Origin of the sequence: Empedobacter brevis (assembly GCF_965118635.1) — a bacterium.
Classification (GTDB): domain Bacteria; phylum Bacteroidota; class Bacteroidia; order Flavobacteriales; family Weeksellaceae; genus Empedobacter; species Empedobacter brevis_A.
Genome location: NZ_CBCPHV010000005.1, coordinates 212,336 through 237,502 on the forward strand (window position 1 = coordinate 212,336; position 25,167 = coordinate 237,502).

The 25,167-nt window shown below is 29.6% G+C and carries 28 protein-coding genes; 11 read left to right on the top strand and 17 right to left on the bottom strand.

Annotation, left to right across the window (positions count from 1 at the left end; genetic code table 11):
- Positions 1–3: 3 nt before the first annotated feature.
- The 6 genes from ACMHJW_RS08930 to ACMHJW_RS08955 form a co-directional block, all read right to left on the bottom strand.
- Positions 4–837, bottom strand: a complete 834-nt coding sequence (locus ACMHJW_RS08930; protein WP_413533061.1) for a 1,4-dihydroxy-2-naphthoyl-CoA synthase — start codon at positions 835–837, stop codon at positions 4–6.
- A gap of 146 nt (positions 838–983) precedes the next feature.
- Entirely contained in the window at positions 984–1,997 is a 1,014-nt protein-coding gene (locus ACMHJW_RS08935) for an isochorismate synthase (RefSeq protein ID WP_413533062.1), read from the bottom strand.
- Entirely contained in the window at positions 1,990–2,412 is a 423-nt protein-coding gene (locus tag ACMHJW_RS08940) for a PaaI family thioesterase (protein WP_413533063.1), read from the bottom strand. Before ACMHJW_RS08940 ends, ACMHJW_RS08935 begins: the two co-directional genes overlap by 8 nt.
- Before the next feature lie 3 nt (positions 2,413–2,415).
- Positions 2,416–2,976 carry a 1-acyl-sn-glycerol-3-phosphate acyltransferase gene (locus ACMHJW_RS08945; protein ID WP_413533064.1) on the bottom strand — a complete coding sequence of 187 codons (561 nt, stop codon included), beginning with the start codon at positions 2,974–2,976 and terminating at the stop codon, positions 2,416–2,418.
- 146 nt (positions 2,977–3,122) lie between these two features.
- The gene (locus ACMHJW_RS08950) at positions 3,123–4,916 is read right to left on the bottom strand and encodes a PspC domain-containing protein (protein WP_413533065.1); all 1,794 of its coding nucleotides are present in this window, start codon (positions 4,914–4,916) and stop codon (positions 3,123–3,125) included.
- Positions 4,909–5,250: a PadR family transcriptional regulator gene (locus tag ACMHJW_RS08955; RefSeq protein WP_413533066.1), complete on the bottom strand. Its 342-nt coding sequence runs from the start codon at positions 5,248–5,250 to the stop codon at positions 4,909–4,911. Before ACMHJW_RS08955 ends, ACMHJW_RS08950 begins: the two co-directional genes overlap by 8 nt.
- A 294-nt stretch (positions 5,251–5,544) precedes the next feature.
- Here ACMHJW_RS08955 and ACMHJW_RS08960 point away from each other — a divergent pair, with 294 nt between their 5' ends.
- The 3 genes from ACMHJW_RS08960 to ACMHJW_RS08970 all read left to right on the top strand — a co-directional run bounded on the left by ACMHJW_RS08960 (position 5,545) and on the right by ACMHJW_RS08970 (position 8,726).
- A complete protein-coding gene (locus tag ACMHJW_RS08960; RefSeq protein WP_413533067.1) occupies positions 5,545–6,336 on the top strand; it encodes a S1/P1 nuclease in 792 nt (263 codons plus the stop codon).
- 206 nt (positions 6,337–6,542) lie between these two features.
- Entirely contained in the window at positions 6,543–6,962 is a 420-nt protein-coding gene (locus ACMHJW_RS08965) for an Hsp20/alpha crystallin family protein (protein WP_413533068.1), read from the top strand.
- A gap of 201 nt (positions 6,963–7,163) precedes the next feature.
- Positions 7,164–8,726 carry a M20/M25/M40 family metallo-hydrolase gene (locus ACMHJW_RS08970; protein WP_413533069.1) on the top strand — a complete coding sequence of 521 codons (1,563 nt, stop codon included), beginning with the start codon at positions 7,164–7,166 and terminating at the stop codon, positions 8,724–8,726.
- A 69-nt stretch (positions 8,727–8,795) separates the two neighbouring features.
- On the opposite strand, the gene rplS is transcribed toward ACMHJW_RS08970, so the two are convergent.
- The 4 genes from rplS to ppk2 (ACMHJW_RS08990) all read right to left on the bottom strand — a co-directional run bounded on the left by rplS (position 8,796) and on the right by ppk2 (ACMHJW_RS08990) (position 11,771).
- A complete protein-coding gene (gene rplS, locus ACMHJW_RS08975) occupies positions 8,796–9,146 on the bottom strand; it encodes a 50S ribosomal protein L19 (protein ID WP_413533070.1) in 351 nt (116 codons plus the stop codon).
- Positions 9,147–9,261: 115 nt separating this feature from the next.
- The gene (gene ppk2, locus ACMHJW_RS08980) at positions 9,262–10,065 is read right to left on the bottom strand and encodes a polyphosphate kinase 2 (RefSeq protein ID WP_413533071.1); all 804 of its coding nucleotides are present in this window, start codon (positions 10,063–10,065) and stop codon (positions 9,262–9,264) included.
- Between the two features lie 18 nt (positions 10,066–10,083).
- Positions 10,084–10,902 (bottom strand): polyphosphate kinase 2, encoded by an 819-nt coding sequence (gene ppk2, locus ACMHJW_RS08985; RefSeq protein WP_413533072.1) that lies wholly within the window; start codon positions 10,900–10,902, stop codon positions 10,084–10,086.
- Between the two features lie 17 nt (positions 10,903–10,919).
- Positions 10,920–11,771 (bottom strand): polyphosphate kinase 2, encoded by an 852-nt coding sequence (gene ppk2, locus ACMHJW_RS08990; protein ID WP_413533073.1) that lies wholly within the window; start codon positions 11,769–11,771, stop codon positions 10,920–10,922.
- A 149-nt stretch (positions 11,772–11,920) separates the two neighbouring features.
- On the opposite strand from ppk2 (ACMHJW_RS08990), the gene ACMHJW_RS08995 reads away from it, so the two are divergent.
- The 3 genes from ACMHJW_RS08995 to ACMHJW_RS09005 are packed head-to-tail and all read left to right on the top strand — an operon-like array spanning position 11,921 to position 13,292.
- Entirely contained in the window at positions 11,921–12,286 is a 366-nt protein-coding gene (locus ACMHJW_RS08995; RefSeq protein ID WP_413533074.1) for a hypothetical protein, read from the top strand.
- 60 nt (positions 12,287–12,346) lie between these two features.
- Positions 12,347–12,643 carry a YHS domain-containing protein gene (locus ACMHJW_RS09000; protein ID WP_413533075.1) on the top strand — a complete coding sequence of 99 codons (297 nt, stop codon included), beginning with the start codon at positions 12,347–12,349 and terminating at the stop codon, positions 12,641–12,643.
- Positions 12,636–13,292: an SCO family protein gene (locus ACMHJW_RS09005; protein ID WP_413533076.1), complete on the top strand. Its 657-nt coding sequence runs from the start codon at positions 12,636–12,638 to the stop codon at positions 13,290–13,292. The genes ACMHJW_RS09000 and ACMHJW_RS09005 overlap by 8 nt, the downstream gene beginning before the upstream one ends.
- A gap of 53 nt (positions 13,293–13,345) precedes the next feature.
- Here the strand turns inward: ACMHJW_RS09005 and ACMHJW_RS09010 are convergent, their stop codons facing one another.
- On the bottom strand, positions 13,346–13,960 hold the full coding sequence (locus ACMHJW_RS09010) for an NAD(P)H-dependent oxidoreductase (RefSeq protein WP_413533077.1): 615 nt from the start codon (positions 13,958–13,960) through the stop codon (positions 13,346–13,348).
- A 184-nt stretch (positions 13,961–14,144) separates the two neighbouring features.
- Here ACMHJW_RS09010 and ACMHJW_RS09015 point away from each other — a divergent pair, with 184 nt between their 5' ends.
- Complete coding sequence (locus ACMHJW_RS09015) at positions 14,145–15,056, top strand: LysR family transcriptional regulator (protein WP_413533078.1); 912 nt, start codon at positions 14,145–14,147, stop codon at positions 15,054–15,056.
- Here ACMHJW_RS09015 and ACMHJW_RS09020 read toward each other — a convergent pair.
- The 3 genes from ACMHJW_RS09020 to ACMHJW_RS09030 form a co-directional block, all read right to left on the bottom strand.
- Positions 15,053–15,718, bottom strand: coding sequence for a response regulator (locus tag ACMHJW_RS09020; protein ID WP_413533079.1), 666 nt, complete (start codon positions 15,716–15,718; stop codon positions 15,053–15,055). The genes ACMHJW_RS09015 and ACMHJW_RS09020 overlap by 4 nt on opposite strands.
- Entirely contained in the window at positions 15,711–17,414 is a 1,704-nt protein-coding gene (locus ACMHJW_RS09025) for a tetratricopeptide repeat protein (RefSeq protein ID WP_413533080.1), read from the bottom strand. Before ACMHJW_RS09025 ends, ACMHJW_RS09020 begins: the two co-directional genes overlap by 8 nt.
- A 63-nt stretch (positions 17,415–17,477) precedes the next feature.
- The gene (locus tag ACMHJW_RS09030) at positions 17,478–17,639 is read right to left on the bottom strand and encodes a hypothetical protein (protein WP_413533081.1); all 162 of its coding nucleotides are present in this window, start codon (positions 17,637–17,639) and stop codon (positions 17,478–17,480) included.
- 351 nt (positions 17,640–17,990) lie between these two features.
- Between ACMHJW_RS09030 and ACMHJW_RS09035 the strand changes: the two genes are divergently transcribed.
- Complete coding sequence (locus tag ACMHJW_RS09035; protein ID WP_413533082.1) at positions 17,991–18,347, top strand: hypothetical protein; 357 nt, start codon at positions 17,991–17,993, stop codon at positions 18,345–18,347.
- Between the two features lie 237 nt (positions 18,348–18,584).
- Here the strand turns inward: ACMHJW_RS09035 and ACMHJW_RS09040 are convergent, their stop codons facing one another.
- Genes ACMHJW_RS09040 through cysD form a run of 3 tightly spaced genes read right to left on the bottom strand, consistent with a single transcriptional unit; the run spans position 18,585 to position 22,194 of the window.
- On the bottom strand, positions 18,585–19,973 hold the full coding sequence (locus ACMHJW_RS09040; RefSeq protein WP_413533083.1) for a TSUP family transporter: 1,389 nt from the start codon (positions 19,971–19,973) through the stop codon (positions 18,585–18,587).
- Positions 19,974–19,999: 26 nt separating this feature from the next.
- Positions 20,000–21,235, bottom strand: a complete 1,236-nt coding sequence (locus ACMHJW_RS09045; RefSeq protein ID WP_413533084.1) for a sulfate adenylyltransferase subunit 1 — start codon at positions 21,233–21,235, stop codon at positions 20,000–20,002.
- Positions 21,236–21,285: 50 nt separating this feature from the next.
- Positions 21,286–22,194 carry a sulfate adenylyltransferase subunit CysD gene (cysD, locus tag ACMHJW_RS09050; RefSeq protein WP_413533085.1) on the bottom strand — a complete coding sequence of 303 codons (909 nt, stop codon included), beginning with the start codon at positions 22,192–22,194 and terminating at the stop codon, positions 21,286–21,288.
- A gap of 286 nt (positions 22,195–22,480) precedes the next feature.
- Here cysD and rlmD point away from each other — a divergent pair, with 286 nt between their 5' ends.
- The 3 genes from rlmD to ACMHJW_RS09065 are packed head-to-tail and all read left to right on the top strand — an operon-like array spanning position 22,481 to position 25,155.
- Entirely contained in the window at positions 22,481–23,899 is a 1,419-nt protein-coding gene (gene rlmD / locus ACMHJW_RS09055; RefSeq protein ID WP_413533086.1) for a 23S rRNA (uracil(1939)-C(5))-methyltransferase RlmD, read from the top strand.
- 16 nt (positions 23,900–23,915) lie between these two features.
- Positions 23,916–24,515: a DUF6452 family protein gene (locus tag ACMHJW_RS09060; protein WP_413533087.1), complete on the top strand. Its 600-nt coding sequence runs from the start codon at positions 23,916–23,918 to the stop codon at positions 24,513–24,515.
- The gene (locus tag ACMHJW_RS09065) at positions 24,469–25,155 is read left to right on the top strand and encodes a DUF6048 family protein (RefSeq protein WP_413533088.1); all 687 of its coding nucleotides are present in this window, start codon (positions 24,469–24,471) and stop codon (positions 25,153–25,155) included. The genes ACMHJW_RS09060 and ACMHJW_RS09065 overlap by 47 nt, the downstream gene beginning before the upstream one ends.
- Positions 25,156–25,167: the final 12 nt, after the last annotated feature.

Genomic DNA, 25,167 nt, shown 5'->3' on the forward strand with positions numbered 1-25,167 from the left:
TTATTATCTAAATTTAGAAAAATCTCTTGGTCGTTTTTCTAAGAAAGCATTACGTCCTTCTACAGCTTCTTCAGTTCCGTAAGCAAAACGTGTAGTTTCTCCAGCAAAAATTTGTTGTCCAACCAAACCATCATCCACTAAATTGAATGCAAATTTCAACATTTTAATTGCCGTTGGCGATTTTGTTAAAATTTCTTGAGCCCAATCAAATGCAACTTGCTCTAACTCATCATGCGGAACAACTAAATTTACCATTCCCATATCATAAGCTTCTTGTGCAGAATAATTCAATCCTAAGAAAAATATTTCTCGAGCACGTTTCTGACCAACTTGTTTTGCTAAATAAGCAGAACCATAACCACCATCGAAAGAAGCAACATCAGCATCTGTTTGTTTAAAAATTGCATGCTCTTTAGAAGCTAACGTCATATCACAAACGACATGTAATGAGTGTCCTCCTCCTACTGCCCAACCATTTACAACGGCTACAACAACTTTAGTCGAAAAACGAATCAAACGCTGTACTTCTAAAATATTCAAACGACCAACTCCATCTTGTCCTTCGTAACCTTTTGCTCCACGAACACGTTGATCTCCTCCTGAACAAAATGCCCAACCTCCATCTTTTGGCGAAGGACCTTCTCCAGTTAATAAAATCACACCAACTTCACGATCTTCTTCTGCTAATTGAAAAGCATCTAATAATTCGAAAACTGTTTTTGGGCGAAATGCATTGCGAACTTCAGGGCGATTAAAAGCAATACGCATTACTCCATCACATTTTTTGAATGTAATATCCTCGTATTCTTTTACCGTTTGCCAATTTATTGTTGCCATTATATATCTTTTTTATTTTGTCTTTTTTAATCCTTCGAAAATACTACTTTTCGAATAAATTCTCTAATTTTAATCTAATCAAATATCTCTTCTAAGCTTAATATAAAATCTTTCTCAAGCAAAGAATAAAATGTATTAATTTTTAATTAAACCAACAATTCTCCGATTGTTTTTGATTTTAATTCTGTTTCTCGCCATTCATTTTCTGGAATAGAATCGGGCATTATTCCTCCACCAACATACAAATTTACTTTGTTCGAAAATATTTTAGCACAACGAAGATTAACGAAATATTCTGATTCTGTTTCATTTTGATAGCCCATAAAACCTGCATAAAAAGTACGATCGTATCCTTCATTTTTTAGAATAAAATCTTTTGATAAATCTTTAGGCATTCCTCCAACAGCTGGTGTTGGATGCAAAGCTTTCAGTAAATTATAAAGTTCTGATTTATCTTTGATTTGAGCCGAAATATATGATTTCAAATGTTCAAAGAAACCTGCATTTACAGAAAATGGTCCATCAACATCAATATATGATGTATAAGGTACTAAAGTTGACGTAATATAATCGGTAACAACTTGTTGTTCATGATATTCCTTCTCTGTCCATTCGTCTTCTTTCGCCTTTGTTCCAGCCAAAGAAACAGTTTGTATGAATTGATTATTTTCTTTTAATAATAATTCGGGAGAAGCACCTATCCAACAACCTTCCTCCGCATTATATCGCAAATACAAATAAGCATTTGGATAATGTTCATGTAAATTTTTGAATGTTTCAGCCAAATTTATATTTGACAGAGAAAGTGTTTTTATTCTACTAATTACAATTTTTTTTGTAGGCGAATCACTCTGTAGTTCTTGAACAGTTTTTTGAATCAAATCGATATAATTATCATACGAAATTGCTTCATTTTTATCTGATTCTGGCAAAGAAAGTTCGAAATTTGGTAATTTATCTATTTCAATTTCAATAACCTCATCATCTTTAAACTCGATGAAAGTTGTATTATCAAAACTATTGCAAATAAACTTTTGAGCTGATTCAATCTCTTTATTCTCCCATAATTCTACTTGTGTTGAATTTGGTTTTCTAAAAAGTAGAAAAGATTGTTGATTTTGAATAAGTTTTTCAAGTTTATCTTGAAATTTTTTAAACATGTTTTTTAGAAATAATTGCGTTTGTTAAATGTGTATAACAGATTAATTTGTCGTTTTCATCTTTAATTTCGATTTTTATTAAATGCGAAGTACGACCTTGTTTCACAACAGTTGCATATCCAAAAATTGTTCCTTCCTTTTTTGGACGAAGATGATTTGCATCAACATGTTGACCAACTGCCACAAAATCATCAGAATCTAAAATTATATTCGATAAAGTGCTACCCAATGTTTCTGCCAAAACGATAGAAGCTCCGCCATGCAAAAGACCAAAAGGCTGATGAACTTTACTTGTAACAGGCATTTTTCCTGATAAAAAATCTTCTCCAACTGCTGTAAATTCTATATCTAAAGTCTCAAGTAATGTATTTTTTGACATTTCGTTGAGCTTTTTTAAACGATCTTGTTCATTCATGATTTAAAATATTTTTGGATTATAAAGTTCAGGATATTTTGGGTTAACATCTTTATAAAAATCTTGAATTTCGCTCATTACTTCTTCTAAAGTTCTGTTTTCTGTTTCTACAATTTTTGAAATTCCAGCTCGTTTTTTCTTAAAATCACAATAACCTAAAACAATCGGAACATCTGCTTTTTGTGCAATGTAAAAAAATCCATTTTTCCATTTTTCTGCACGCGATCTCGTTCCTTCTGGTGTATTGATTAAATATAATTTATCTGATTTTTTTAAAATATCCGAAGCAAAATCTACCATATTTTTTCGTTCCGAACGATCTATTCCAATTCCTCCCATTTTCTTAATAAAATATCCGTACCAAGGCTTTGTCCAAGCATCTTTGATAAACATTTTCATCGGAATTTTCATTTGCCAAAAAGCTAAAATAGTATAATAAAAATCCCAATTAGAAGTGTGCGGCGCACAAACCAAAACGCATTTATCTACTTTTGACAAATCGAGATGATTGTCTAATTTCCAACCTCCTAAAGAATAGAGTAATTTACCTAAAAATTCTTTCATAAAAATATGCTTTAAGCATATGCAAACATACAAAACTCGAAACGGATATTTGTAAATCGACATAAAATAAAAAGAGACATTCCTGAATGAAATGTCTCTTTTTATATATTATTAATTAAAATACTTCTTGAGTTTATGCAAAGAAATCAACGATTATTTGAATGATTTCTGTAGTTAATGTTAATAGAATCTGTATCATCTTTATAGTGTATTTCTTGGTTTGTTTTTTTGTTTCTGTTTTCTGTTCTTGGTAAATTCAGTCCTACAGAACCATCTTTACTTTCAACACGAATTCCATTTTTATCAATTCTAACTCTCGCCGAATCGTTTCCGTCATTTACATTAATGTTTAGATTTTCTGAATCAAGATTGATTTCATCTTCAGAATCTGAATCTTTCTGACAATTCAAACATACGAATTTTTTTCCATTATATCCAATAAATTTATTCTTTAAATCGTATAAATAATCTCGGTCATTATCGTTATTAATAATTTTAATTCGATCAGCATTATTTGAGTGAATCAATTTGTTTTTAGGAACATACAATTTAATGTCAACTGTTTGGTTTCTGAATTTGCCATCTTTTGGAATTTTAATAAACTCATCTAAATAAAGCTTATTGTCTTTCAATTCATAATTATATCTGATTGCTTCTAAATTTCGTTTTGCTTCTTCTTTGCTTCCTCCTTTAGAAGAATAAGTAATTTGAACATGAAACTTTTCATCTGTACTTTCTTCAATCTCAAAAATATCATCAATTGGAATAATTAGGTTTCCATCAGCATCAATTAATTGATCTAAATCGTTAAAAGTTTTGAATTTCATGTTTCCTTCATTATTTTCTCTAAAATAAACTTGTAAAGTATCAGAAGGAATTATGTAACTTTTTTCTTGTGTCAACTCGACTGAGTTTCTAAATTTACTTGCTGTACTTATTGATATTCCAATGATTGCAAATAATGCAACAAACCAAAGAGCTATTGATCCAAATATGACAGCTTTACTTACTTTTACTTTATTCCAGAAACATTTTACGCCTAAAATTGTCAATAAAACACCTGGAATCATCATCAAAATTCCTCCAAATATCTTAGCTGCCATACTCATCCACTGTTCTTCTACAAGATAACCGAATAATTCTGTTGGCATTTCTGTCCAAGTTGTAAAGAAGAAGAAAAAACCTCCAATTATTAATCCAATTCCAGAACTTAGAATGATAAATCCTACGAACCAAAGTAAAATTCGTCCAAAAACACCAAATACTCCACCTAATTTATTACTCAATTCTTTACTCCCACTTACAACAGCATCACTGGCTTGTTCTACGTTTTTTTTTAACGTATCAATGTTCGCTGGTTGTCCGTACATCTGCAATTTTTCAGATGTTGTTTTTGCTTTTGGAACAAAGATTAGCAGAATAAAATAACAGAATACTACTAAGAAAAATGAAACACCAGCTGTGAAAATTCCTAAAATTCCAAGAACTAACCAAATAGAACGTACAAACCAAGGATCAACGCCCATATAATGTGCTAAACCAGCAGATAACCCTGTTACAATTGTATCATCTGGATCTCGATACAAACGTTTTGCACTAGTTTGTTGTCCTCCATAAGATTGATTATTTGATGAATAATTCTGAGATGAATTTGTAGATGCAGTTTCATTTTCTTCATCCTCAACTTTGTATTGATCTGGATGTCCCATTGTCGCAATTACAAAATTGATATCGTCTTCGTTAACAACTTCTCTAAATTTTAATCGTTCACGAAACAATTCAGAAATACGGATTTCTACATCTTCAATAATATCTTCTACACCTTCTGTTCCTCTCAACGAAGTTTTAACATCTTGTAAATAGGTCTTTAATTTATTATAGGCGATTTCGTCTAACACGAAAGAAAATCCTCCTATACTTATTGATACTGTTTTATCCATTTTTGTGCGTTTCTGTGGTTACTTTATTCACTGCTTCAATTAACTGTTCCCAAGTTTCAGCTAATTCTTTTAAAAATTTTTCACCTAACTCTGTAAGTGCATAATATTTGCGAGGTGGTCCTGATGTTGATTCTTCCCAGCGATACTGTAAAAGGTCATCATTTTTTAGTCTTGTCAAAAGCGGATATAATGTTCCTTCAACAACAATCATCTCTGCTTTTTTCAATTCGTCTATGATATCAGATGCATATGCATCTCCTTTTTTGATAATGCTGAGAATACAATATTCCAGTACACCTTTTCGCATCTGAACTTTTGTTTTCTCTATATTCATAAGAACGGCTTGTTTTATTTTGTTATACAAATATATATAAAACTTTTAGTATTATGCAAAACAAAGTACTAAAATATTTTTAGTATTATAAATACAAAATTCAACAAAACCTCTGTTTATCTATGCTTATTGAATTAATATTTTTTTTAGTTTTTTTTAATAAAGATGAATTCTCATCAAAAATCATATAATTTGCTTTGAAAAAATATTAACTTTCTCTTAAAATAACGTTCAAAAATCACTCATTTTACTTGAATTAGTTTCCTTACCTTTGCCAAAAATCGAGCTCACAGAATGAAAAAAATTATAGGAAGTGCAATGCTTTTAGGAGCATTTTTAGCTTCAGAAAATGCTTTAGCTTGGGGATTAACAGGTCACCGAGTAGTTTCTCAAATTGCAGAACAACATATTAGCAAAAAAACTCGTAAAGAAATTACAAAAATTATTGGTCCACAAAAGTTAGCATATTGGGCAAACTGGCCAGATTTTATCAAATCTGACGATTCTTGGAAACATGCAGATTCTTATCATTATGTAAACATTCCAGGAAATTTAAATCGTGAACAATTTGATGTTGCTTTAGCGCAAACTTCAGAAGATAATATGTACAAAAAGGGATTGTTTTTAATAAATGAATTAAAAAACAATAAAAACCTTACAATAGAAGAAAAACAACACGATTTATATTTCTTAATCCATATTCTTGGTGATGCGCATCAACCTCTTCACGTTGGTCGCCCAGATGATTTGGGAGGAAATCGTATAAAAGTAGAATGGTTTCGTGACAAAGTAAATATTCACACCGTTTGGGATTCTAAATTGGTAGATTACGAAAATTATTCATACACAGAATACTCTAATTTATTGGATATTGCACCAAAAGAACAACAAGAAAAAATAAAAGAAGGAACGTATGCTGATTGGATTTATGGTTCTTATGTTCTTGCAAACAACATTTATGCTGGAGTAAAAATGGATGATAAATTAGGTTATCGTTATCATTTTGATAATAAACATATTGTCGAAGATCAATTATTAAAAGGAGGAATTCGTTTAGCAAAAGTTTTAGATGATATTTACAAATAATCTAAATTTTTAAATCATTATAGAATAAGTCACAATCCTGAAAAGTAAATTTTCAGGATTTTTTATATTTTAAAACTAATAAATTCAGACTTTTTGACATTGTAATTTTCTAAAAACAAGACATTTTGTCTCTTTAAACTGTTTTGCATGTAATTTGAAAAGCATTAAATAACAATAATGAAAATCAAAAACTTAAACATATAAAAATGAATACGGTTAGAAAAGAAAATTATTATCCTTTTGGATTTGAAAATGGAATGCGACCAAAATTAGAAGCTTTTGTTAATTCTCAAAATCAATTTCCAGCAGTTAACATCAAAGAAAATGAAAATAGTTTCGAAATTTTATTAGCTGCGCCTGGATTGAATAAAGAAGATTTCGCAATAGAAGTTGATGAAAATATTTTGAAAATCTCATCAGAACTAAAACAAACGGAAGAATTGAAAGAAGAAAAATTTTCGAGAAGAGAATTTAATTTTTCAAACTTCAAAAGAGCATTTACATTGCCAGAAACAATAAACGAAGACAAAATAGAAGCTTCTTATGTAAACGGAATTTTACAAATACTTTTACCTAAAAAAGAAGAAGCTTTACCTAAAGAAAAAAGAAGCATACATATTTCATAGATATAGTTATTTTTAGTTGGTTAGTAATCCTCAATTTTTCGAAGTTGAGGATTTTTTAAATTCATTTTTCAAAAAAAACAATATTATATTTTCATAAAAACATAAATTTTAAAAGACACCTTGAGATGTCTTTTTTTATTTCCGAAAATAACTTAATTTAGATCTAATTAGTAAAATTTATCACACGAAATTAATTTAATAATGAAATTGATTAACACATTAACCTACTCTACAATCATTTTATCATCTATTGCAGTACATGCGCAAGCACAGGAAAAATTAAATCCGACTGTACAAAGCTTTGTCACTGAGATTCAAAATAATTCGCAGTTAAAGAAAATTTCACATGAATTATTAGATGGTATTGGTCCACGTTTAGTTGGAACTCCTCAAATGGATCAAGCTGGAGAATGGGCGATTAAAACATTAAAAGCTTGGGGAATTGATGCTCGACGCGAAGATTATGGAACATGGAAAGCTTGGGAACGCGGAATAACGCATGTTGACATGATTTATCCAAGAGCAAAATCTATTGAAGCAACTCAACTCGCATGGTCACCAGCAACAAAAAAAGCTATCAAAGCTGATGTAATTGCAATGCCAATTTTCAAAACAAAAGCAGAATTTGATGCATGGTTACCTTCTGTAAAAGGAAAAGTTGTTTTAATGTCACAGAACCAATCTTACGGTCGTTCTAATTATCAATACAAAGAATTTGGTACAGAAGATTTGTATAAAAAAGTAACTGAAAATAGAAAAACTGAAGCTGAAAACTGGACAAATTCTATAAAAGTAACAGGTTACAATAACAATACACTTCCTGAAGTTTTTGAAAAAAATGGAGCTGCTGCAGTTGCTATCTCAAATTGGACTGGAACTATGGGCGCAAATAGAATTTTTGGTGCTAAAACGAAAACAATTCCAATGTTAGACATTTCAAATGAAGATTACGGAATGTTATATCGTTTAGCCGAAAATGGAACTGCTCCAAAATTAACGATCGATGCACAATCTAAACACAATGGTATTACGAAAACATTCAATATTATTGGAGAAATAAAAGGTAAAGAAAAACCAAACGAGTACATCATTCTTTCTGCTCACTTCGATTCTTGGGATGGTGCACAAGGTGCAACAGATAACGGAACAGGAACAATTACAATGCTGGAAGCTATTCGTACAATCAAAAAATTATACCCAAATAATAAACGTACAATTTTGATTTGTTTGTGGGGAAGCGAAGAACAAGGACTAAATGGTTCTCGTGCTTTTGTTGAAGATCATCCAGAAATTATTAAAAATACGCAAGCTGTCTTCAACCAAGATAATGGAACTGGACGAGTTGTCTACATCAACGGTTCTGGTTTTGAAAAATCTTACGAATACATGACACGCTGGTTACAAGCTGTTCCTAATTTTATTACAAAAGAAATCAAAACAGATTTTCCAGGAACACCAAGTAGCGGTGGTTCGGATCATGCTTCTTTTATCGCTGCAGGCACACCAGCATTTGGACTTAGTTCTCTAAATTGGGGTTATGGTACCTATACTTGGCATACGAATAAGGATACTTATGATAAAATTGTTTTTGAAGAAGTACAAAGTAACGCTATTTTAACTGCAACCTTAGCGATGATGGCAGATCAAGAAAAAGATTTAGTAAATCGTGATCGTCGTATTTTACCAGCTAATAAAGATAGAAAACAACAAGAATGGCCAGAAACAAAAAGTCCTGCTAGAACTTCTGATGCCTATTTCAAATAAACATTTATAAAATAAGAAATCCCTTCAATATATTGAAGGGATTTTTTATTTTTCCTAAAAAAGCAGTTTTTAGTAAGCAGCGTCTTTGATACGAGCTTTTTTACCACGTAATGCTCTGAAGTAGAAGATACGAGCTCTACGAACTTTACCTCTTTTATTAACTTCAATTTTTTGTAACGCTGGCATGTTAACTGGGAAGATACGCTCTACACCAACATCTCCAGACATTTTACGGATAGTGAAAGTTTCTGTTGTTCCTTGTCCTCTTCTTTGGATAACAACCCCTTTAAAGAACTGAACACGAGTTTTTCCACCCTCTGTAATTTCTTGATAAACTGTAATAGTATCACCTGCTGCGAAAGCTGGGAACTCTTTTTTAGCTACGTATTTTTCTTGTACGTATTTTACTAAATTTTCCATTATTATAATTTCAATTTATTTAAATTGAGCAACTTAAACGTCTTTCGTCAGAGGTTGAACAATGTGGATGCAAAATTAATCAAAAATATTAATTATACAAATGATTCTCTTTAATTTATGAATGAATTTTTATTAATTCATTCTCAAAAGTTTTATTTTCTAATTGTGAAATTATTGATTTCATAGCTAGAATTCTCGCTGTTTTTTTATCATCTGTTTCAATTTCTATCCAAGGTGAACTTTTAGTTCCTGTTTGTTGAAACATCTTTTCAATATAATTTGAATAGACATCCCACAATTCTTGAGCTTTTTGATCCAACGGGCCTAATTTCCAATGTTTCAATTCATTTTCTTTTCGATCTTGTAATCGTTCTGCTTGTTCGTTTTTCGAAATTGAAAGAAATATTTTAACTAAAATAATTCCATCATCTTGTAAAAGTTGTTCTACTTCTGTAACTTGTTTTATGAATTTCGCGTATTGATCATTCGTACAAAACCCGAAAACAGGTTCTACTACGGCTCTGTTATACCAAGATCTATCAAAGAAAACAGTTTCTCCCGCATTTGGTAATTTCTTAAAATAACGTTGAAAATACCATTGTCCTTGCTCGATTTCTGTTGGTTTTGGTAAAGCTTCTACGCGATATTTTTTAGGATTTAGAAATTCTGTTATCCTAGAAATAGTTCCTCCTTTTCCTGCTGCATCTCTTCCTTCGAAAATAATTAATAAACGTTTATTATCCTTTATAATATTAGATTGAATTTTTAATAATTTTTCTTGAAGTTGTTTTAATTCTTTCTCGTAAGCTAATTGTTCTTTGAATTTCTTTTCTTTTATAATATCATGTTCAACTAAAAAATCAATGATTTCTTGTTTATCATTTATTTTTTCTAAATCATTTAAATCAAATTCAGCCATAGTTTTAGGTTTTTACGATTAATTTTCTTCTTCTAAATCTTGATGTTTCAAAATACGTTTATTTTTATCATCGTAAGGAATTTTGGATAGAATATATTCCATTGCCTCTACTCTAGCTTTGTATTTTTTGTTCGCATCAATTACTTTCCAAGGCGCATTTTTTGTATTTGTATTCTTAAACATGACATCTTTATAAGCTGAATACACATCAAATAAATCTTGGGCTTTTTGATCAACAGAACTATATTTCCATTTTTTGGTTGGTGAATTTATAATGTCTGCAAATCGCTTTGCTTGTTGTTCTTTTGTAATAGAAAAATAAATTTTAATTAAATAGATTCCTGAATTAATCCACATTTTTTCGACATCATTCACTTCATTCATAAAAGTTTCATATTCTTCTTTTGTACAAAAATCATTTACAGGTTCTACAACAGCTCTGTTGTACCAAGATCTATCAAAAAAAACAATTTCTCCTTCGCGAGGTAATTGACGTACATAACGCTGAAAATACCATTGTCCTCGTTCTACTTCATTGGCTTTAGGAAGCGCTACAATTCTGTGTTCTCGTGGATTAAGATGTTCCACAATTCGGCGAATTGCTCCTCCTTTTCCTGCAGCATCTCGACCTTCAAAAACAATCATTACTTTTCCCTTGTTTTTAACTATCCAACTTTGCAGTTTTATTAATTCTTCTTGTAGTTGTTCTATTCTATTTTCATATTTTACAGTACGCAAGGCTTTAGTAAAGTTCAGTTTTCCGTGATCAGATTTCAAAAGCCCAATAAGTCCTTTTTTTGTTTGAATTAATTTTAAATCTTTCGGTTTTAGTTCCATTTCAAGTTATTTTAAAATTAATAATTCATTTTTTTTACTTTTCGATAATAACGCTCAATCACATTTGGATCAACCATTAAATTGGCTTCTGCATCTTCTTTCCCTTTATAATTAAACAAAGAAAGAACATAACGAATAGATTCTAATCTTGCTGCTTTTTTATCGTTTGCATTAACAATTATCCAAGGCGAAAAAGAGTTGTGTGTTCGTGTAAACATTTGATTGATATAATGAGAAAATTCGTCCCAAAGTTCTTGTCCTTTTGCATCGACTGGGCTATATTTCCATTTTTTTAGTGGATTATTTAATCTTAAATCAAAACGAGCTTGCTGCTCTTCTTTGGTTACAGAAAACCATAATTTAATAATATATGTTCCAGATTCGTACAACATATGCTCAAACTCAGAAACTTGTACCATAAATTGTTCATATTGTTGTTCCGTACAAAAACCCATAACAGGTTCTACAACTGCTCTGTTGTACCAACTTCTATCAAAAAAGACAATTTCTCCGGCATTTGGTAGTTCTTTGATATAACGATTAAAATACCATTGATTTTGTTCTACTTCGGTCGGTTTATTTAACGCAACAACACGCATAGAACGCGGATTAAGATGTTCGCGAAAACGTCGAATCGTGCCTCCTTTTCCAGATGCATCTCTTCCTTCAAAAATTATCGCAACTTTTTTCTTTTCTGTAGAAATCCAATTTTGAAGATTTACTAATTCCGATTGTAATTTTAGTAATTCAGTTTCGTATTCAAATTTATTTATAACATTTTTATATAGAGGATTTTCATCTTGATTTTCAACTAAGAATTGCATTAATTCTTCTGTTGTTGTAAAATCTAAAATCATACTTTTTTTCATAAATATTTAGGGATTGAAAAATCTGTTTTAAGATAAAAATTTTGTAGAATATAAAAGTGAATATTATGATAAATCTTTCTTTTAAATTCATAAAATTTATCATATTCAACCTCAATCAATTTGGTTAAATTTGCCAATAAATTCGTTTTTTGCGTATACTATTTTTCATATCGCTTATCTTTTCTATCGCATTTCGTCCTTTAATGCCGATGATAGATTATGTTTTGAATTATGATGAAATCGCAAATGAACTTTGTGAAAATAGACAAGAACCCGAATTGCTTTGCAATGGTTTTTGTTATTTGAAAAAAGAGGTTTCGGAAAATGAAAAAAATCCGACCGAAAATCATTTTGTCAAAAATTCGGTCAAAATATTGGATGCAATTGTTCCTCAGAAACAAAATATTTCTCCACAACATTATTTTATAGAAAAGAATAAATCGTCAATCGATAATTATCAAGATATTGATTCTAATTATATTATTCGTTTAGTTTTTCATCCGCCAATTGTTTAATTATATCTATATAAAAACTACAAAATAAGATTATAATTAATTATAAATAAACAATTTAAAATGAAAAATTTAAAAAATATATTCTCCTTTACAATTTTAGGATTTACATTACTTTCTTGTAACAAAGAACAAGCTAAAGAAGAAAATTTTGAAGTGAAACATATTTCTCACGAAGAAATGAAAGCTGCAAACAAATTGGATGTTGCAGTTGTAAATGAAGCTGATCCTATTTGTGGAATGAAAACAGCTGATCATTTGAGTGATACAGCGAATTATAAAGGAAAAACATATGGTTTTTGTTCGACAATGTGCAAAGAAGAGTTTCTGAAAAATCCTGAAAAATATATTCATGAATAAACAGTTAATTGCTTTTATTGTTATTGTTTTAGCTGTTGTAGGAACTGTTTTTTGGCTAAAAAATAAACCAAAAGATGAACTTTATACTGTAATGAAAGTTCCGGAATTTTCGATGACAGATCAACATAATGAAACAATTACCAATCGTGATATGTTGGGAAAAGTATATGTTGTAGAGTTTTTCTTTACAAGTTGTCCAACAATTTGTCCTGTTATGAGCCATAATCTACGCTCGATAGAAGATGAAATAACGAATAAAAACCTTGGTTTTATTTCGGTTACAATCGATCCGAAACGCGATATTCCTGCTCGTTTGTTAGAATATGCAAACCAAATTGGTGTAAAATCTCCGAATTGGCATTATTTAACCGCTGATAGAAAGGAAATTGAACAACTTTCTGATCAATTTAATATTTATGTTGGTAAAGATGAAACAACAGCAGAAGGTTTGAATCATAGCGGAAAGTTAGCTTTGGTTGACAAACAAGGAAATATCAGAAGTCGTTATAATAAATCTGGTGTTCCGATGTTGTTTTATTCAGGTTTGAATTACAAAGATCCTGAAGGAAAAGAACCTTCTTTAGGTGGAAAATATCATCCTGAAATAGAATTTTTAAAAGAAGATATTAAAAAACTTTTAGCAGAATAAAACTTAAAAACCTTCCTAAAATGGAAGGTTTTTTACTTTTAATTATACTTTTATTAAATCATTTTCAATTGTTGTTCAATTTCATTTTTCAAGAATAATTTATATTCATTTTCGTAAGCTTTTATAAGTTCTGGAGTTGCATTTTTCTCAATATCATGAAAATGGAAACCATTCAATCTTGTCATTCCTGTAAATTCATTCATCTTATGAAACCCGAACAAAACACCATCATCTACAGATTTTTGTTCAAAAAATTCTCCTTCTAATGTAAATGCTTCTTTTGGTGCATTCCAAGTGCTTGTTACCAAATATTTTTTTCCGTGCATTAATCCTCCTTTTCCATAATTAATTGCAGGATTTTTTCGCGAACGCCCATCACTTGCATAAATTCCATTGTTATATCCTGCTGTAAAAACATCATCAATATAGAATTTGAAACGATAAGGAACCTGAAACCACCAAATTGGAATATGATAAATGATCAAATCTGCCCATTTATAATTCTCTACTTCTTCTTGTGAATCAAATTCATCATTGATATCTGTTATTCGAATATTCAACCCTAAATCTTTTAATATTTCTTCTGACCAATTTGTAATAGAATGATTTAATTTTCCGCCTGAATGCGCATGTTTAAGTCCTCCATTTATAATAAAAACATTTTTCATTGTATTTTCTTTTTTGATGACACAAAATTCTGACAAGTTTTTCTATTATTAAAATAAGTTAAGTTATACATTTGTATTATAATTATTATAGAAATAGAAAACAATCTCATTTTAAAAAAGTGAAGAACTGATTCTATTAATTTTTAGAGGATTTAGCTTATAATAAAATTTAATTTAAGAAATTATGCAATCAAATCTTGAGTGGTTTAGAACCTTTAAGGCAATTTACGAAACAGGAACTTTATCTGCTGCTGCACAACAATTATTTATTTCGCAACCTGGCGTAAGTCTGCATCTCAATTCATTAGAAGCATATACAGGTTACAAATTATTTGATCGTTCGGCACGAAAAATGGTTCCCACTGAAAAAGGAAAAATCTTATATAATTTTATAGTCGAACCTATTCAAAAATTAGAATCTGCTGAACAACATTTTCATAAACGATCAGAGAAAGATCGAGCAACAATTAGTATTGGAATGTGTTTTGAAACTTTTCAATATACATTAGAAGAACATGTTTCTGAATTAGATTTTAATTTAATTATCAAATTTGGTGATTATAAATTAATGCATCAAGATTTGGATAATGGTTTATTGGATTTGATTATTACTCCGCAAAAAAATATACAAAAAAACCTTTGTTATCAGCCTTTTTCTAAAGAAAGAATTATTTTAATTGCTGGAAATAATACAGATTTAACTTCTGTAGAAAAAAATTTACTCGACAAAGATTACAAAGCATTAAAAAATGAATTAAAAGATAATCTTTGGTACAGTACAGCTGCAGATATGGAACATTTGAAAAATTTTTGGATGCAAAATTTTAAAGAACATCCAGATTTCAAACCAAATTATATCGTTCCAAATATCAGTTCTATTATTCGTTGTTTGAGCGATGGAAATGGTTTTTCTATTGTTCCTGATTTTTTGTGCCAAGAAGCTTTAAATTCTGGAAAAATAAAATTGGTTTGGCAAGGAGAAAAACCATTAGAAAATATACTCTATTTCGGATCTCGAAAAAATACGATTTACCAAAAAGAAATTGAACAACTACAAGAAATTTTTGTAAAAAAATGGTGTAAAGATTTGGGTTAAATACTACCCAAATCTTTAAAAAAGGCAACTAATTGATGATTACTTGTAATTTGTAATGATTCTTTTAGTACGCCCAATCTTTTTTCTACGCTACTTTTACTTGAAGGTTTTATATTCTTTTCTGTTAAGTAATTTGGAATATCTTTTAACAAAAATCCATTCGAAAGTAATGAAACAATCGTTACATCGTACGAAGTAAACTCTAATGTATTTTTTTGTTTTATACTACGTTTCACATTCAATTCCAAATGTTTACCATCTGCAAAAACTGTTTGTATTGCCTTTTTCAACTCTTTCGAATCTTCTCTACCTTTTGCTACAAATCCATCTATTTGATATTTTTTAAAAAGATTGTCTACCATATCAGCTTTCTTTTCTATCGAAAAAACAATTACTTTTAGGTTTGGCTGAATTGTTTTTACAGCTTCTATTAAATCTTTTCCATTTTTCAAATTTTGCTTGCGATGATCTTCTTCAAAAGATAAATCAGAAATTAGTAGATCGTAAGGTTGATTATCGTGTAATGCTTTTTTTACTTTCAAAAAGGCATCATCACAATAAAAAGCATAATCAGGATTTTCAACTTGTAAATCTTTTAAAACTTTCTGAACTGAAATATTAAAACTTTCAAAATCTTCTGCAATTAATACTTTTTTAAACATATTTTTTATTTGGGTTTTGAATTGAAAATTTGATCATAATTTGAAGACCATTTACATTTTCAGTTTCAAAAATAATATCTCCATTTAAATTAGAAATACGTGAAACCGTATTTTGAAGACCATTTTTTGGTTGTAAGTCAGAAATTCCGATTCCGTTATCTGAATATTTTATGATAATTTGCTCGTTCTCTTCCTTAAAATTTAGAATTACTTGCGTAGCTTCGCTATGCTTTTTCATATTTGTTAAGAGTTCTTGCATAACCAAGAAAATCTCTGTTTTTACGTGATCTTCAACTTTTTTCCAAAGTTTGTTTTCATTTCCAATCAAAAATATTTTAACAATTTCCGAATCATAAGAACTAATTAATTGGGATAATTTTTCAGCAAAATTTCTTTGTTGATTTTTATCTATTTTATCATAAGAAATATCTCGAGAAATTTCATAAACGATTTCTAATTTATCTAAAATTTCATTTCTATTCAATTCCGATTTATTCTCAATATCAGACATTACATAATAAATTCCATTTGCTACTTTATCATGAACTTTTTTCGAATATTTCAGTTCTGTTTTCTTTACTTCCAGAATCTTTTCTTGCTGTAATTTCTGTTTTCTTTTTCGGCTTATAAAATAGCCAAAAATAGAAAGCACGATTAAAAATCCGATTAGAATATAAAGTTTTAAAATAGCATTTTTCTTTTTTTCGTTTTCTGCTTCAGCTTTTAGAAAATCTGCTTTATTTTTCTCTGAATCGTAACGTATTAAGGCAAATTGATTTTTGGATTTATTGCGTATAAGCTGTATACTGTCATTTAATTTTTGATAATCATCAAAATATTTTTTAGAATTTATTGAATTTTCTAATGAAATAAGTTGTTCATAAACTTCTAATTGATCATCTATACTATTATTTTCGAAAGCTATTTCTTTTCTTTTATAAGCATAATCCAAAGCTTTTTTGTGATCTAAATTCGAATAATAATCTACTAAATGTGCGTAGCTTGCATTTTGTCCCCACAAATCATTTTCATCTACTCGAATTGCAAGCGCTTTATTCAAGTCTTCTTCTACAAATTGCTCATTATTTTGCAACCATTTTGTATAAGCTAAATTATCTAAAATACGAGCATATTCTTTCGGATTTTCAGTAATTTTATTATCTTTTAATAAGTTTTGGTAAATCGTTATAGCTTCATCAAATTGATTATTGTAACGATAACTATTTGCAATATTATTTTGATTGATAACATAAGCCGTTTTATCAGGATAATATTCTATTGCTTTTTTGTAATAATTTATTGCTTCTTTGTAATTTCCCAACTTATGTTGAGTTTGTCCTAAATTATTGTAAGCACTAGATAAAATTTCTTTTTTATCTTTTTCATTAGGATTTAAAAGTTTTATTGCTTCTATGGTTAATTCTTGACTTCCAAATAAATCTCCTTTATCCTTAGAAATATATCCCATATTAATCAGGCATTTTGCTGCTTGAGATTTGTTATTCTGTTTTAGAAAAACATTCTTGGCTTCATTAAAATAAGCATAAGCACTGTCACTTTCTTCTTTTTCATAAAATTTCCAAGCTGTTTCATAAATTTCACTATTAGAAGTTGTATCCTCCTTAGAATTTTCATCTTGAGCTTGTTGACAACCAAAAATAAATAAAATTAATCCAATAAATAAACTTCTTTCCAAAACTTCATATTTACTCAATAAAGCTAAAGAAAAAACGGATAGATTTCTCTATCCGTTCGAAGTTTATTTTTTTGGTGGAGTGTTACCTGTTTCTCCATTTGTTTCTCCTTCTATACTATTATCTGCTGATAATTTGTATACAGATGCATGATTATCTTGAGAAATTGTATTTGTATTTTGGTTAGGAAAAAAGAATCCCAATAAAGCGAATAATAATTCGAACATAACTTTAAATTTTATTTTTTTGACATAAGTGCTCTTCCTTGCAAAACAGATTGCAAGTCTTATACACCGAAAAAAAAGAAGCGCTTCTTATTGGGAAGTTTTATAGAATGAAAACAGTTAAGGAAAAATGCTTCCCATCAGTTAGCCTTAACTATTTTCAATCCTATATTTTTAGAAATCAAATTATTTTGTTTTATTTTGATTTCTGTTGCAAAGTAAATACAGAACGTAAAATATCTGATAGACAAAAAATAGACAAGTTTTAGACAATTATTAGACAACCTACTTTACGTAAAACCGTAATTTAATTTGACCAAAATTTGTCTTCTTTGTAAAAGAATTAAAAGTGAAATGTCTACAAAAAAACAGTTATTCGAAAAGGTTTTTGAGAAAGCAAAAAGAGAACGTGAAAGTGAAATAAAAAACGCTCTTGCAAAACATTTAGAACAAGCAACCAATTTTTCAATTAGTTCCAAAACTTTTTCGAGATACTATGATTATTTAGAGAAAAATGAAATTGAGGAAAAAAATATATCTATAGATATTTTAAATATTCTGGCTAACTATATTGGATATGAAAGTTTCAGAGATTTTAATCTAGAATTTAAAAATATCATAATTGAAGAGAATAAAACTGAAAAAATAAAATTCAATTCTTTTGAATTAAACATTAACGTAAAAGTCAAAATATCAATTCTTAGAGCTTAAGACAAACAAAAAATATTTTTTTAATAAGATAATTATTAAAATTAATTCATAAATAACTTTATATAAGCCATTTAATAACATTTATACAAATTATGGTTTACATCCAGAAAATGGTAAAACATTAAAACCTGTTTCTAAATATATCTTGGAAAAATATGTTTTAGAAAAAAAACAATAAAAAACACTCAACATACGAGATGAAGAGTGTTTTTATTTACTATTTGATTGCTAAATAATTTATAACATTTTAAAAAGAATACGAATACTAAAAATTATAACCAGAAAAGCAACAGCTAAAACAGCTATTTTTTGAGGAATTTTGCCTGCTAATTTTGCTGCAATTGGAGCTGCTAATGCGCCGCCAATAATTAAACCTGCAATGATAAATCCATGACTTACACCTAAAGCAACAAAAAAGGTTAAAGAGGCAGAAAGCGTTACAAAAAACTCAGCTAAACTAACAGTTCCTACAACTAAGTTTGATTTTTTTCCTTTTGCTAATAAAGTGGATGTTACAACTGGGCCCCAACCTCCACCTCCAAAGGCATCTAAAAATCCTCCTGAGAATCCTAAAAGTCCAACTCTTTTTACTTTTTTACGTTCTATTTTTTTTCTGAATGCTAAAATGATTAATCGAATTCCGATAATTAATGTATAAGAAGCTAAAATTCCGTAAGTTATTGTTTCATATTTATTTCCCAAATAAACCAACAATAATGAGCCTGAAATTGCTCCAATTATTCCTGGAATAGCTAACGCAACCAATAATTTCTTATTTACATTACCAAATTTATAATGAGAGAAACCACTAATTCCGCTCGAAAACATTTCTGCTGTATGAATACTTCCACTTATTGAAGGCAAATTAACACCGAATAACATCATACTTGTAGAACAAGTTACTCCATAACCTAATCCAACTGCGCCATCAACCATTTGAGCAAAAAATCCAATCGCTAACATGACATAAAATACATTTGGAATATGAAGCACAAAATCTTTTGCTTCCGAAAAACTTACAATTGAAGACAATGCATATCCTATGAACAATGCAAAGAAAACTAACGTAATTTCAGTAACTAATCGTTTATATTTTTTTGATATTTTTTTTCCTTCAACTGAAGAAGTTAATTGATTAAAATTTTCAGTCTTCTCATCAATCGAATCTGGAATAATATCTGAAAGATAATTACTTAAATATTTTTCCGTTTTATGATATTTCTTATTTGCATGAATTGCGATATTAAGATGATCTTTTTTTACAATAGTTCCGAAATAAAAATCAGATAAATCTGGTTGATGAACAACATGAACTAAAATCCCTTTTTCGTTGGCATTTTCCTTAATTTTTTGTATTATTTCTTTGTCTTTTATCGCAACAATTACTACATCAACATGCTCTAAATCATGAATTGTAAAAGCACGATTTTCTTGTTTTATTGTAGGATAATCCACAAAAATATCATTCAATTCTTGTTTGAATTCCTTTGCGATAACTTTTACGTTTACCGAAGGATTTTGTTTAATTAATACCGACAGCTTTTCTAAAGCAGCTTTTCCGCCTCCAACAATAAGAAAACGTAACTGTTCTGTTTTTAAAAATATTGGGAATAAATTATTTTCCATTCATCAATTGATTAACTATTAAAAAATTAATCTATAAACATCAAAGCTGCAACTGTATTTTTCGTTGTTTCATCAATCAAAATTGCATTTCCTGTATGAATATTTTCTTTGAAAGAATCAAAAAACAAAGGTTGATTTGTTTTTAAAACAACTTGTCCAATATCGTTTAGTTTGATTTCATCAGACGGAATAAATTCCCAATTATTAATATCTAATTGTTGATTAATTGTTTTGATTTTTGCACGAACCGAATGAAAACGATGTTGTAAAACATATGTTTTTCCTTGCTGCAATGCTTGATTATCTAACCAACAAATCCATGCTTTTGGCTCGTTTGTCGATTGTGGTTCTTCCGAAGTTTTAACAATTGTATCTCCTCTGCTGATATCAATATTATTTTCGAGATGCAAAACAACATTTTCTCCAGCTTCAGCTTGATCAACTTCTTCTAAATGTCGTTCTATTTTAACAATTTTTGATTCGATATTTGATGGAAAAACTTTTACTGAATCTCCAACATTATAAACTCCACTCAAAATTTGTCCTGCATATCCTCTATAATCATGATGTTCTTCATCCTTTGGACGAATCACCCATTGTACTTGAAAACGAGCTGCTAATTTTTTATCCGTTTCAATTGAAACTGTTTCTAATTGATGCAATAATGTTTCACCATTATACCAAGGTGTTTTTTCTGATTTATCGACAATATTATCTCCAACCAAAGCAGAAACTGGAATAAAAGTCACTTCATCATAATTCAATTGATTTTGAATTTGCTGAAAATCACTTTTTATCGTTTCGAAAATATCCTGAGAATAATCTACTAAATCGATTTTATTAATTGCAATAATTGCTTTTTTAATTCCCATTAACGAACCAATACTTGCATGACGTTTCGTTTGAGAAGTGATTCCTTTTCGAGCATCAACCAGAATAATTATCAATTCTGAATTTGAAGCTCCGGTAATCATATTTCGTGTATATTGTTCATGTCCAGGCGCATCTGCGATAATAAATTTTCGTTTTGAAGTAGAAAAATATTTATACGCTACATCTATCGTGATTCCTTGTTCTCGCTCTGCACGCAAACCATCTGTAATTAAAGACAAATCTATTTCGTCATCTTCGTTTGATTTACGTTTTTCTAAAACACCCAATTGATCGGTGTGAATACTATTTGAATCATAAAGTAAACGTCCTATTAAAGTACTTTTACCATCATCAACGTTTCCTGCTGTTATAAATTTTAATGTATTCATTTTACTTAATTTCTATAGATATTATAGAGTTTTGTTTGAAAAAATATGATCTAGAAATAACCTTGTTTTTTGCGGTCTTCCATTGCTGATTCTGATAATTGATCGTCTAAACGAGTTTGCCCTCTTTCACTAATTCTTGTATTGATAATATCTGTAATAATATCATCTATCGTAGAAGAATCCGATGGTACAGCAGCCGTACATGTCATATCTCCAACCGTTCTGTAACGAACTTTTTCTACAACAACCTCATCATTTTCATTTGGTTGAATAAAATCTGAAGTCGCAATCAATTTATCATTATAAACAATACATTCTCGTTCATGAGCAAAATATAAGTTTGGTAACTCGATGTTATTTTTCTTGATATAATTCCAAACATCTAATTCTGTCCAATTACTAATTGGAAAAACACGAACATTATGTCCTTTTTCGATTCTTCCATTCAAAATATTCCATAATTCTGGACGTTGAAGTTTCGGATCCCATTGACCAAAATCATCACGAACTGAGAAAATACGCTCTTTTGCACGTGCTTTTTCTTCATCGCGACGCGCTCCACCAATACATGCATCAAATTCATTTTCTTCAATAATATCTAATAATGCGTATGTTTGCAAGGCATTTCGAGAAGGAAAACGACCAGCAGTTTCTTTCAAATTATATTTTTTTATTGCATCTTCAACAGAAGCAACAATCAGTTTTTCACCAATTTTATCAACTAAATAATCTCTGAATTTTATTGCTTCAGGAAAATTGTGTCCAGTATCAACATGAACCAAAGGAAAAGGAAACTTCCCTGGACGAAAGGCTTTTAATGCTAAATGAATTAAAACAATCGAATCTTTTCCTCCTGAAAATAACAAAGCTGGACGTTCAAACTGAGCTGCTGTTTCTCTCAAAATGTAGATTGCTTCGTCTTCTAATTGATTTAAATAATTTTTTTCTTGACTTGACATTCTTTTCAAACTTATTTTTTGACAATAAAAAACTCCTCAAAATCTTAGAGGAGTTTATGAACTATTATTTTTCAACTTAATATAGCACAAAAGAGTCCTCCATTTCGAAAGAGTAACCCATAAACATTGAGATTATATTAAGTACTAAATTTTTCATAAAAATTATTAATCTATAATTCCGATAGATTTTATGTTGTAAAAATAGAAATAATATTTAAAATACAAAGATTGATTCCAAAAAAAGATAAAAAATTGAATATTTCTACGACTTCATTACCTTTGCAAAATGTCAAGAAAATCTAAGCAAAAAATCATATTAAATAATATAGAAGTTTTACGTGCTGGTGCAAAAGGTGTTTCAGTTGGTAAAACAGAGGAAGGAAAAACTGTTTTGATAAAAGGTGCGATTCCTGGAGATGTTGTAGATGTACACGTTTTAAAGAAAAAAAGCAGCTATTTGGAAGGTCAAGCAATTGAAATTCATACAAAATCTCCTTATCGTGTTGAACCAGAATGTGAGCACTTTGGTGTTTGCGGTGGTTGTAAATGGCAAGATATGAGCTATGAAGCGCAACTTAAATTTAAGCACGACGAAGTTGTAAATAATTTGGTTCGCATTGGAGGTTTCAAAGATTTAGAAGCTGAAATCGTTCCAATTTTAGGATCAAAGGAACAATATTTTTATCGTAATAAATTAGAATTTACATTTTCTAATGCTCGTTGGTTAACATTAGAAGAAATTCAATCTGGAAAAGAATTTGATGATAGAGATGTTATTGGATTCCATATTCCTGGAGCTTGGTCGAAAGTTTTAGATATCAAAAAATGTCATTTGCAACGCGATCCTTCGAATGCGATTCGTATCGAAGCAAAACGTTTTGCATTGGAACATCATTTAGATTTCTTCGATTTGAAGAATCAAGAAGGTTTATTAAGAACATTAATGATTCGTACTTCTCAGAATGGACAAGTAATGGTTTTAGTTCAGTTCTTCCGTGAAGAAAAAGAAAATCGCGAAGCTTTCTTACAAAATCTAAAAGATAAATTCCCAGAAATCACATCTTTATTATATGCGATTAATCCTAAACAAAACGATTCTGTTTATGATTTAGACATTGAAGTTTTTGCAGGAGAAGATCATATTATGGAAAAGATGGAAGATTTGAACTTTAAAATTGGTCCAAAATCTTTTTATCAAACAAATCCAGAACAAGCTTACGAATTATACAAGTTAACACGTGATTTTGCAGGATTAACTGGAAATGAGCTAGTATACGATTTATATACAGGAACAGGAACAATTGCACAATTCGTTTCGAAAAAAGCGAAGAAAGTAGTTGGTGTAGAATCTGTTCAAGAAGCTATTGATGCTGCAAAAGCAGCAGCAAAATTTAATGGAATAGATAATTGCGATTTCTATTGTGGTGATATGAAAGATGTATTGAATCAAGATTTCATCAACGAACATGGAATTCCAGATGTTTTGATTACTGATCCTCCTCGTGATGGAATGCACAAAAAAGTGGTTGAAAATATTTTGTTCATGAATCCTAAACGTATTGTTTATGTTTCTTGTAACTCTGCTACACAAGCGCGCGATTTAGAATTGATGAAAGATCAATATAAAATTGTTAAAGTTCAGCCGGTTGATATGTTTCCACAAACACATCATGTAGAAAATATTGTACTTTTAGAGCGAATTTAAAATTCAATCCAAAAAAATGAAAAAATTTCAAACCATCTTATCAGTTTCAATCGCTGCTATTTTGACAAGTTTTGTATTATATAGTTGCGAAGACGATGATATTTGTACCGATGAAGGCGAAGTACCTCGTATGGTTGTAGATATGTATTACAACATTGATAAAACTACGAAATTAGAAGATACTATTTTCTATTGGGCTTATGTTTTAAAAGATTCTATCCCAACTGGAACAAATAAAGATACAATATTAATTGATCAAGGATCTGTAAATATGAAATCTTCTTTTGCTGCTCCAATTCGTAATAATAAGAAAAAAGAAATCTATTATACCGTTGCAAGAGGAAGAGATGTTCCAATTACAGACGATAACAATAAAGTTATACGAACAATTTATGCAAAAAGAGATCGTTTGATTCTTAAGTATGATACAATTGGCAATTCATATACTTCTAAAGCTTGTGGTTTTGGATTAACTTTCGAAGGAGTCGATGTAGAATTGGTTAGAAAAACTGGAAGTGGAGCTGGAAATTGGATAAAAAATATAGAAACTGTAAATACTGAAATAAAAGATGGTTCGACAACTGTTATTAAGCTTTTTGCTGACGAACGCAACTAGTTTTGCATTTGGTCAAGAAAATAAAACTGATTCGACGAAGGTTTCGGTTACAGATTCTATTCCAAAGAAAAAACACCATGATATTTTTATCGGTGTAGATGTTTTCAATCCAATTGTTTCTGCTTTCAACGATAAAAAAGGAGTTAGTGCTTATGCTTCTTATCAAATCAATAATAAGTGGCATGCTGTTGTAGAAGCTGGTTTTGAAAAAAATAAATTCAATGAAATCAATTGGAATGTTGATGTAGATGGTGTTTTTGCAAAACTTGGAGCAAATTGGTTTGTTACGCAAGATGTAGAAAATCAATCGAACGGAATTTACATTGGTGGACGAATTGCGTATTCTAAATATTCGCAAACCATCAATAGTTATCCGATTAGAGATTTACAATCGAATGAGATTATCAATAGAGGAAGTTTGCCAAAAGCAAATGTAAGTAGTTATTGGATAGAAGCTGTTGTTGGAGGACGTGTAGAGATTTTCAAGAATTTTTATGGTGAATTAGCTTTGCATCCTGCAGCTTATATTGGAGGTAAAAAAGATCAGGGAATAGATCCTTTGGTTATTCCTGGTTACGGAAAATATAGTGGACCTTTCAATATGCCTGTTTTTTGGGGAATTTCTTATAAGATAAAGTAAGGTTAATTATAG

Excerpts from the sequence above, each read along its gene's own strand:
- ACMHJW_RS09065 (WP_413533088.1), top strand. The coding sequence starts at position 24,469 with ATGGTTCGACAACTGTTATTAAGCTTTTTGCTGACGAACGCAACTAGT.
- rplS (WP_413533070.1), bottom strand. The coding sequence starts at position 9,146 with ATGGAAAATTTAGTAAAATACGTACAAGAAAAATACGTAGCTAAAAAA.
- ACMHJW_RS08955 (WP_413533066.1), bottom strand. The coding sequence starts at position 5,250 with ATGAATATAGAGAAAACAAAAGTTCAGATGCGAAAAGGTGTACTGGAA.
- ACMHJW_RS08930 (WP_413533061.1), bottom strand. The coding sequence starts at position 837 with ATGGCAACAATAAATTGGCAAACGGTAAAAGAATACGAGGATATTACA.
- ACMHJW_RS09005 (WP_413533076.1), top strand. The coding sequence starts at position 12,636 with ATGAATAAACAGTTAATTGCTTTTATTGTTATTGTTTTAGCTGTTGTA.
- ACMHJW_RS09045 (WP_413533084.1), bottom strand. The coding sequence starts at position 21,235 with ATGAATACATTAAAATTTATAACAGCAGGAAACGTTGATGATGGTAAA.
- ppk2 (WP_413533072.1), bottom strand. The coding sequence starts at position 10,902 with ATGGAACTAAAACCGAAAGATTTAAAATTAATTCAAACAAAAAAAGGA.
- ACMHJW_RS09015 (WP_413533078.1), top strand. The coding sequence starts at position 14,145 with ATGCAATCAAATCTTGAGTGGTTTAGAACCTTTAAGGCAATTTACGAA.
- ACMHJW_RS08950 (WP_413533065.1), bottom strand. The coding sequence starts at position 4,916 with ATGGATAAAACAGTATCAATAAGTATAGGAGGATTTTCTTTCGTGTTA.
- ACMHJW_RS08960 (WP_413533067.1), top strand. The coding sequence starts at position 5,545 with ATGAAAAAAATTATAGGAAGTGCAATGCTTTTAGGAGCATTTTTAGCT.
- ACMHJW_RS09030 (WP_413533081.1), bottom strand. The coding sequence starts at position 17,639 with ATGTTCGAATTATTATTCGCTTTATTGGGATTCTTTTTTCCTAACCAA.
- ACMHJW_RS08935 (WP_413533062.1), bottom strand. The coding sequence starts at position 1,997 with ATGTTTAAAAAATTTCAAGATAAACTTGAAAAACTTATTCAAAATCAA.
- ACMHJW_RS09035 (WP_413533082.1), top strand. The coding sequence starts at position 17,991 with ATGTCTACAAAAAAACAGTTATTCGAAAAGGTTTTTGAGAAAGCAAAA.
- ACMHJW_RS08940 (WP_413533063.1), bottom strand. The coding sequence starts at position 2,412 with ATGAATGAACAAGATCGTTTAAAAAAGCTCAACGAAATGTCAAAAAAT.
- ACMHJW_RS09060 (WP_413533087.1), top strand. The coding sequence starts at position 23,916 with ATGAAAAAATTTCAAACCATCTTATCAGTTTCAATCGCTGCTATTTTG.
- ppk2 (WP_413533071.1), bottom strand. The coding sequence starts at position 10,065 with ATGGCTGAATTTGATTTAAATGATTTAGAAAAAATAAATGATAAACAA.
- cysD (WP_413533085.1), bottom strand. The coding sequence starts at position 22,194 with ATGTCAAGTCAAGAAAAAAATTATTTAAATCAATTAGAAGACGAAGCA.
- ACMHJW_RS08945 (WP_413533064.1), bottom strand. The coding sequence starts at position 2,976 with ATGAAAGAATTTTTAGGTAAATTACTCTATTCTTTAGGAGGTTGGAAA.
- ACMHJW_RS08970 (WP_413533069.1), top strand. The coding sequence starts at position 7,164 with ATGAAATTGATTAACACATTAACCTACTCTACAATCATTTTATCATCT.
- ppk2 (WP_413533073.1), bottom strand. The coding sequence starts at position 11,771 with ATGAAAAAAAGTATGATTTTAGATTTTACAACAACAGAAGAATTAATG.
- ACMHJW_RS09040 (WP_413533083.1), bottom strand. The coding sequence starts at position 19,973 with ATGGAAAATAATTTATTCCCAATATTTTTAAAAACAGAACAGTTACGT.
- ACMHJW_RS09010 (WP_413533077.1), bottom strand. The coding sequence starts at position 13,960 with ATGAAAAATGTTTTTATTATAAATGGAGGACTTAAACATGCGCATTCA.
- rlmD (WP_413533086.1), top strand. The coding sequence starts at position 22,481 with ATGTCAAGAAAATCTAAGCAAAAAATCATATTAAATAATATAGAAGTT.
- ACMHJW_RS09000 (WP_413533075.1), top strand. The coding sequence starts at position 12,347 with ATGAAAAATTTAAAAAATATATTCTCCTTTACAATTTTAGGATTTACA.
- ACMHJW_RS09020 (WP_413533079.1), bottom strand. The coding sequence starts at position 15,718 with ATGTTTAAAAAAGTATTAATTGCAGAAGATTTTGAAAGTTTTAATATT.
- ACMHJW_RS08965 (WP_413533068.1), top strand. The coding sequence starts at position 6,543 with ATGAATACGGTTAGAAAAGAAAATTATTATCCTTTTGGATTTGAAAAT.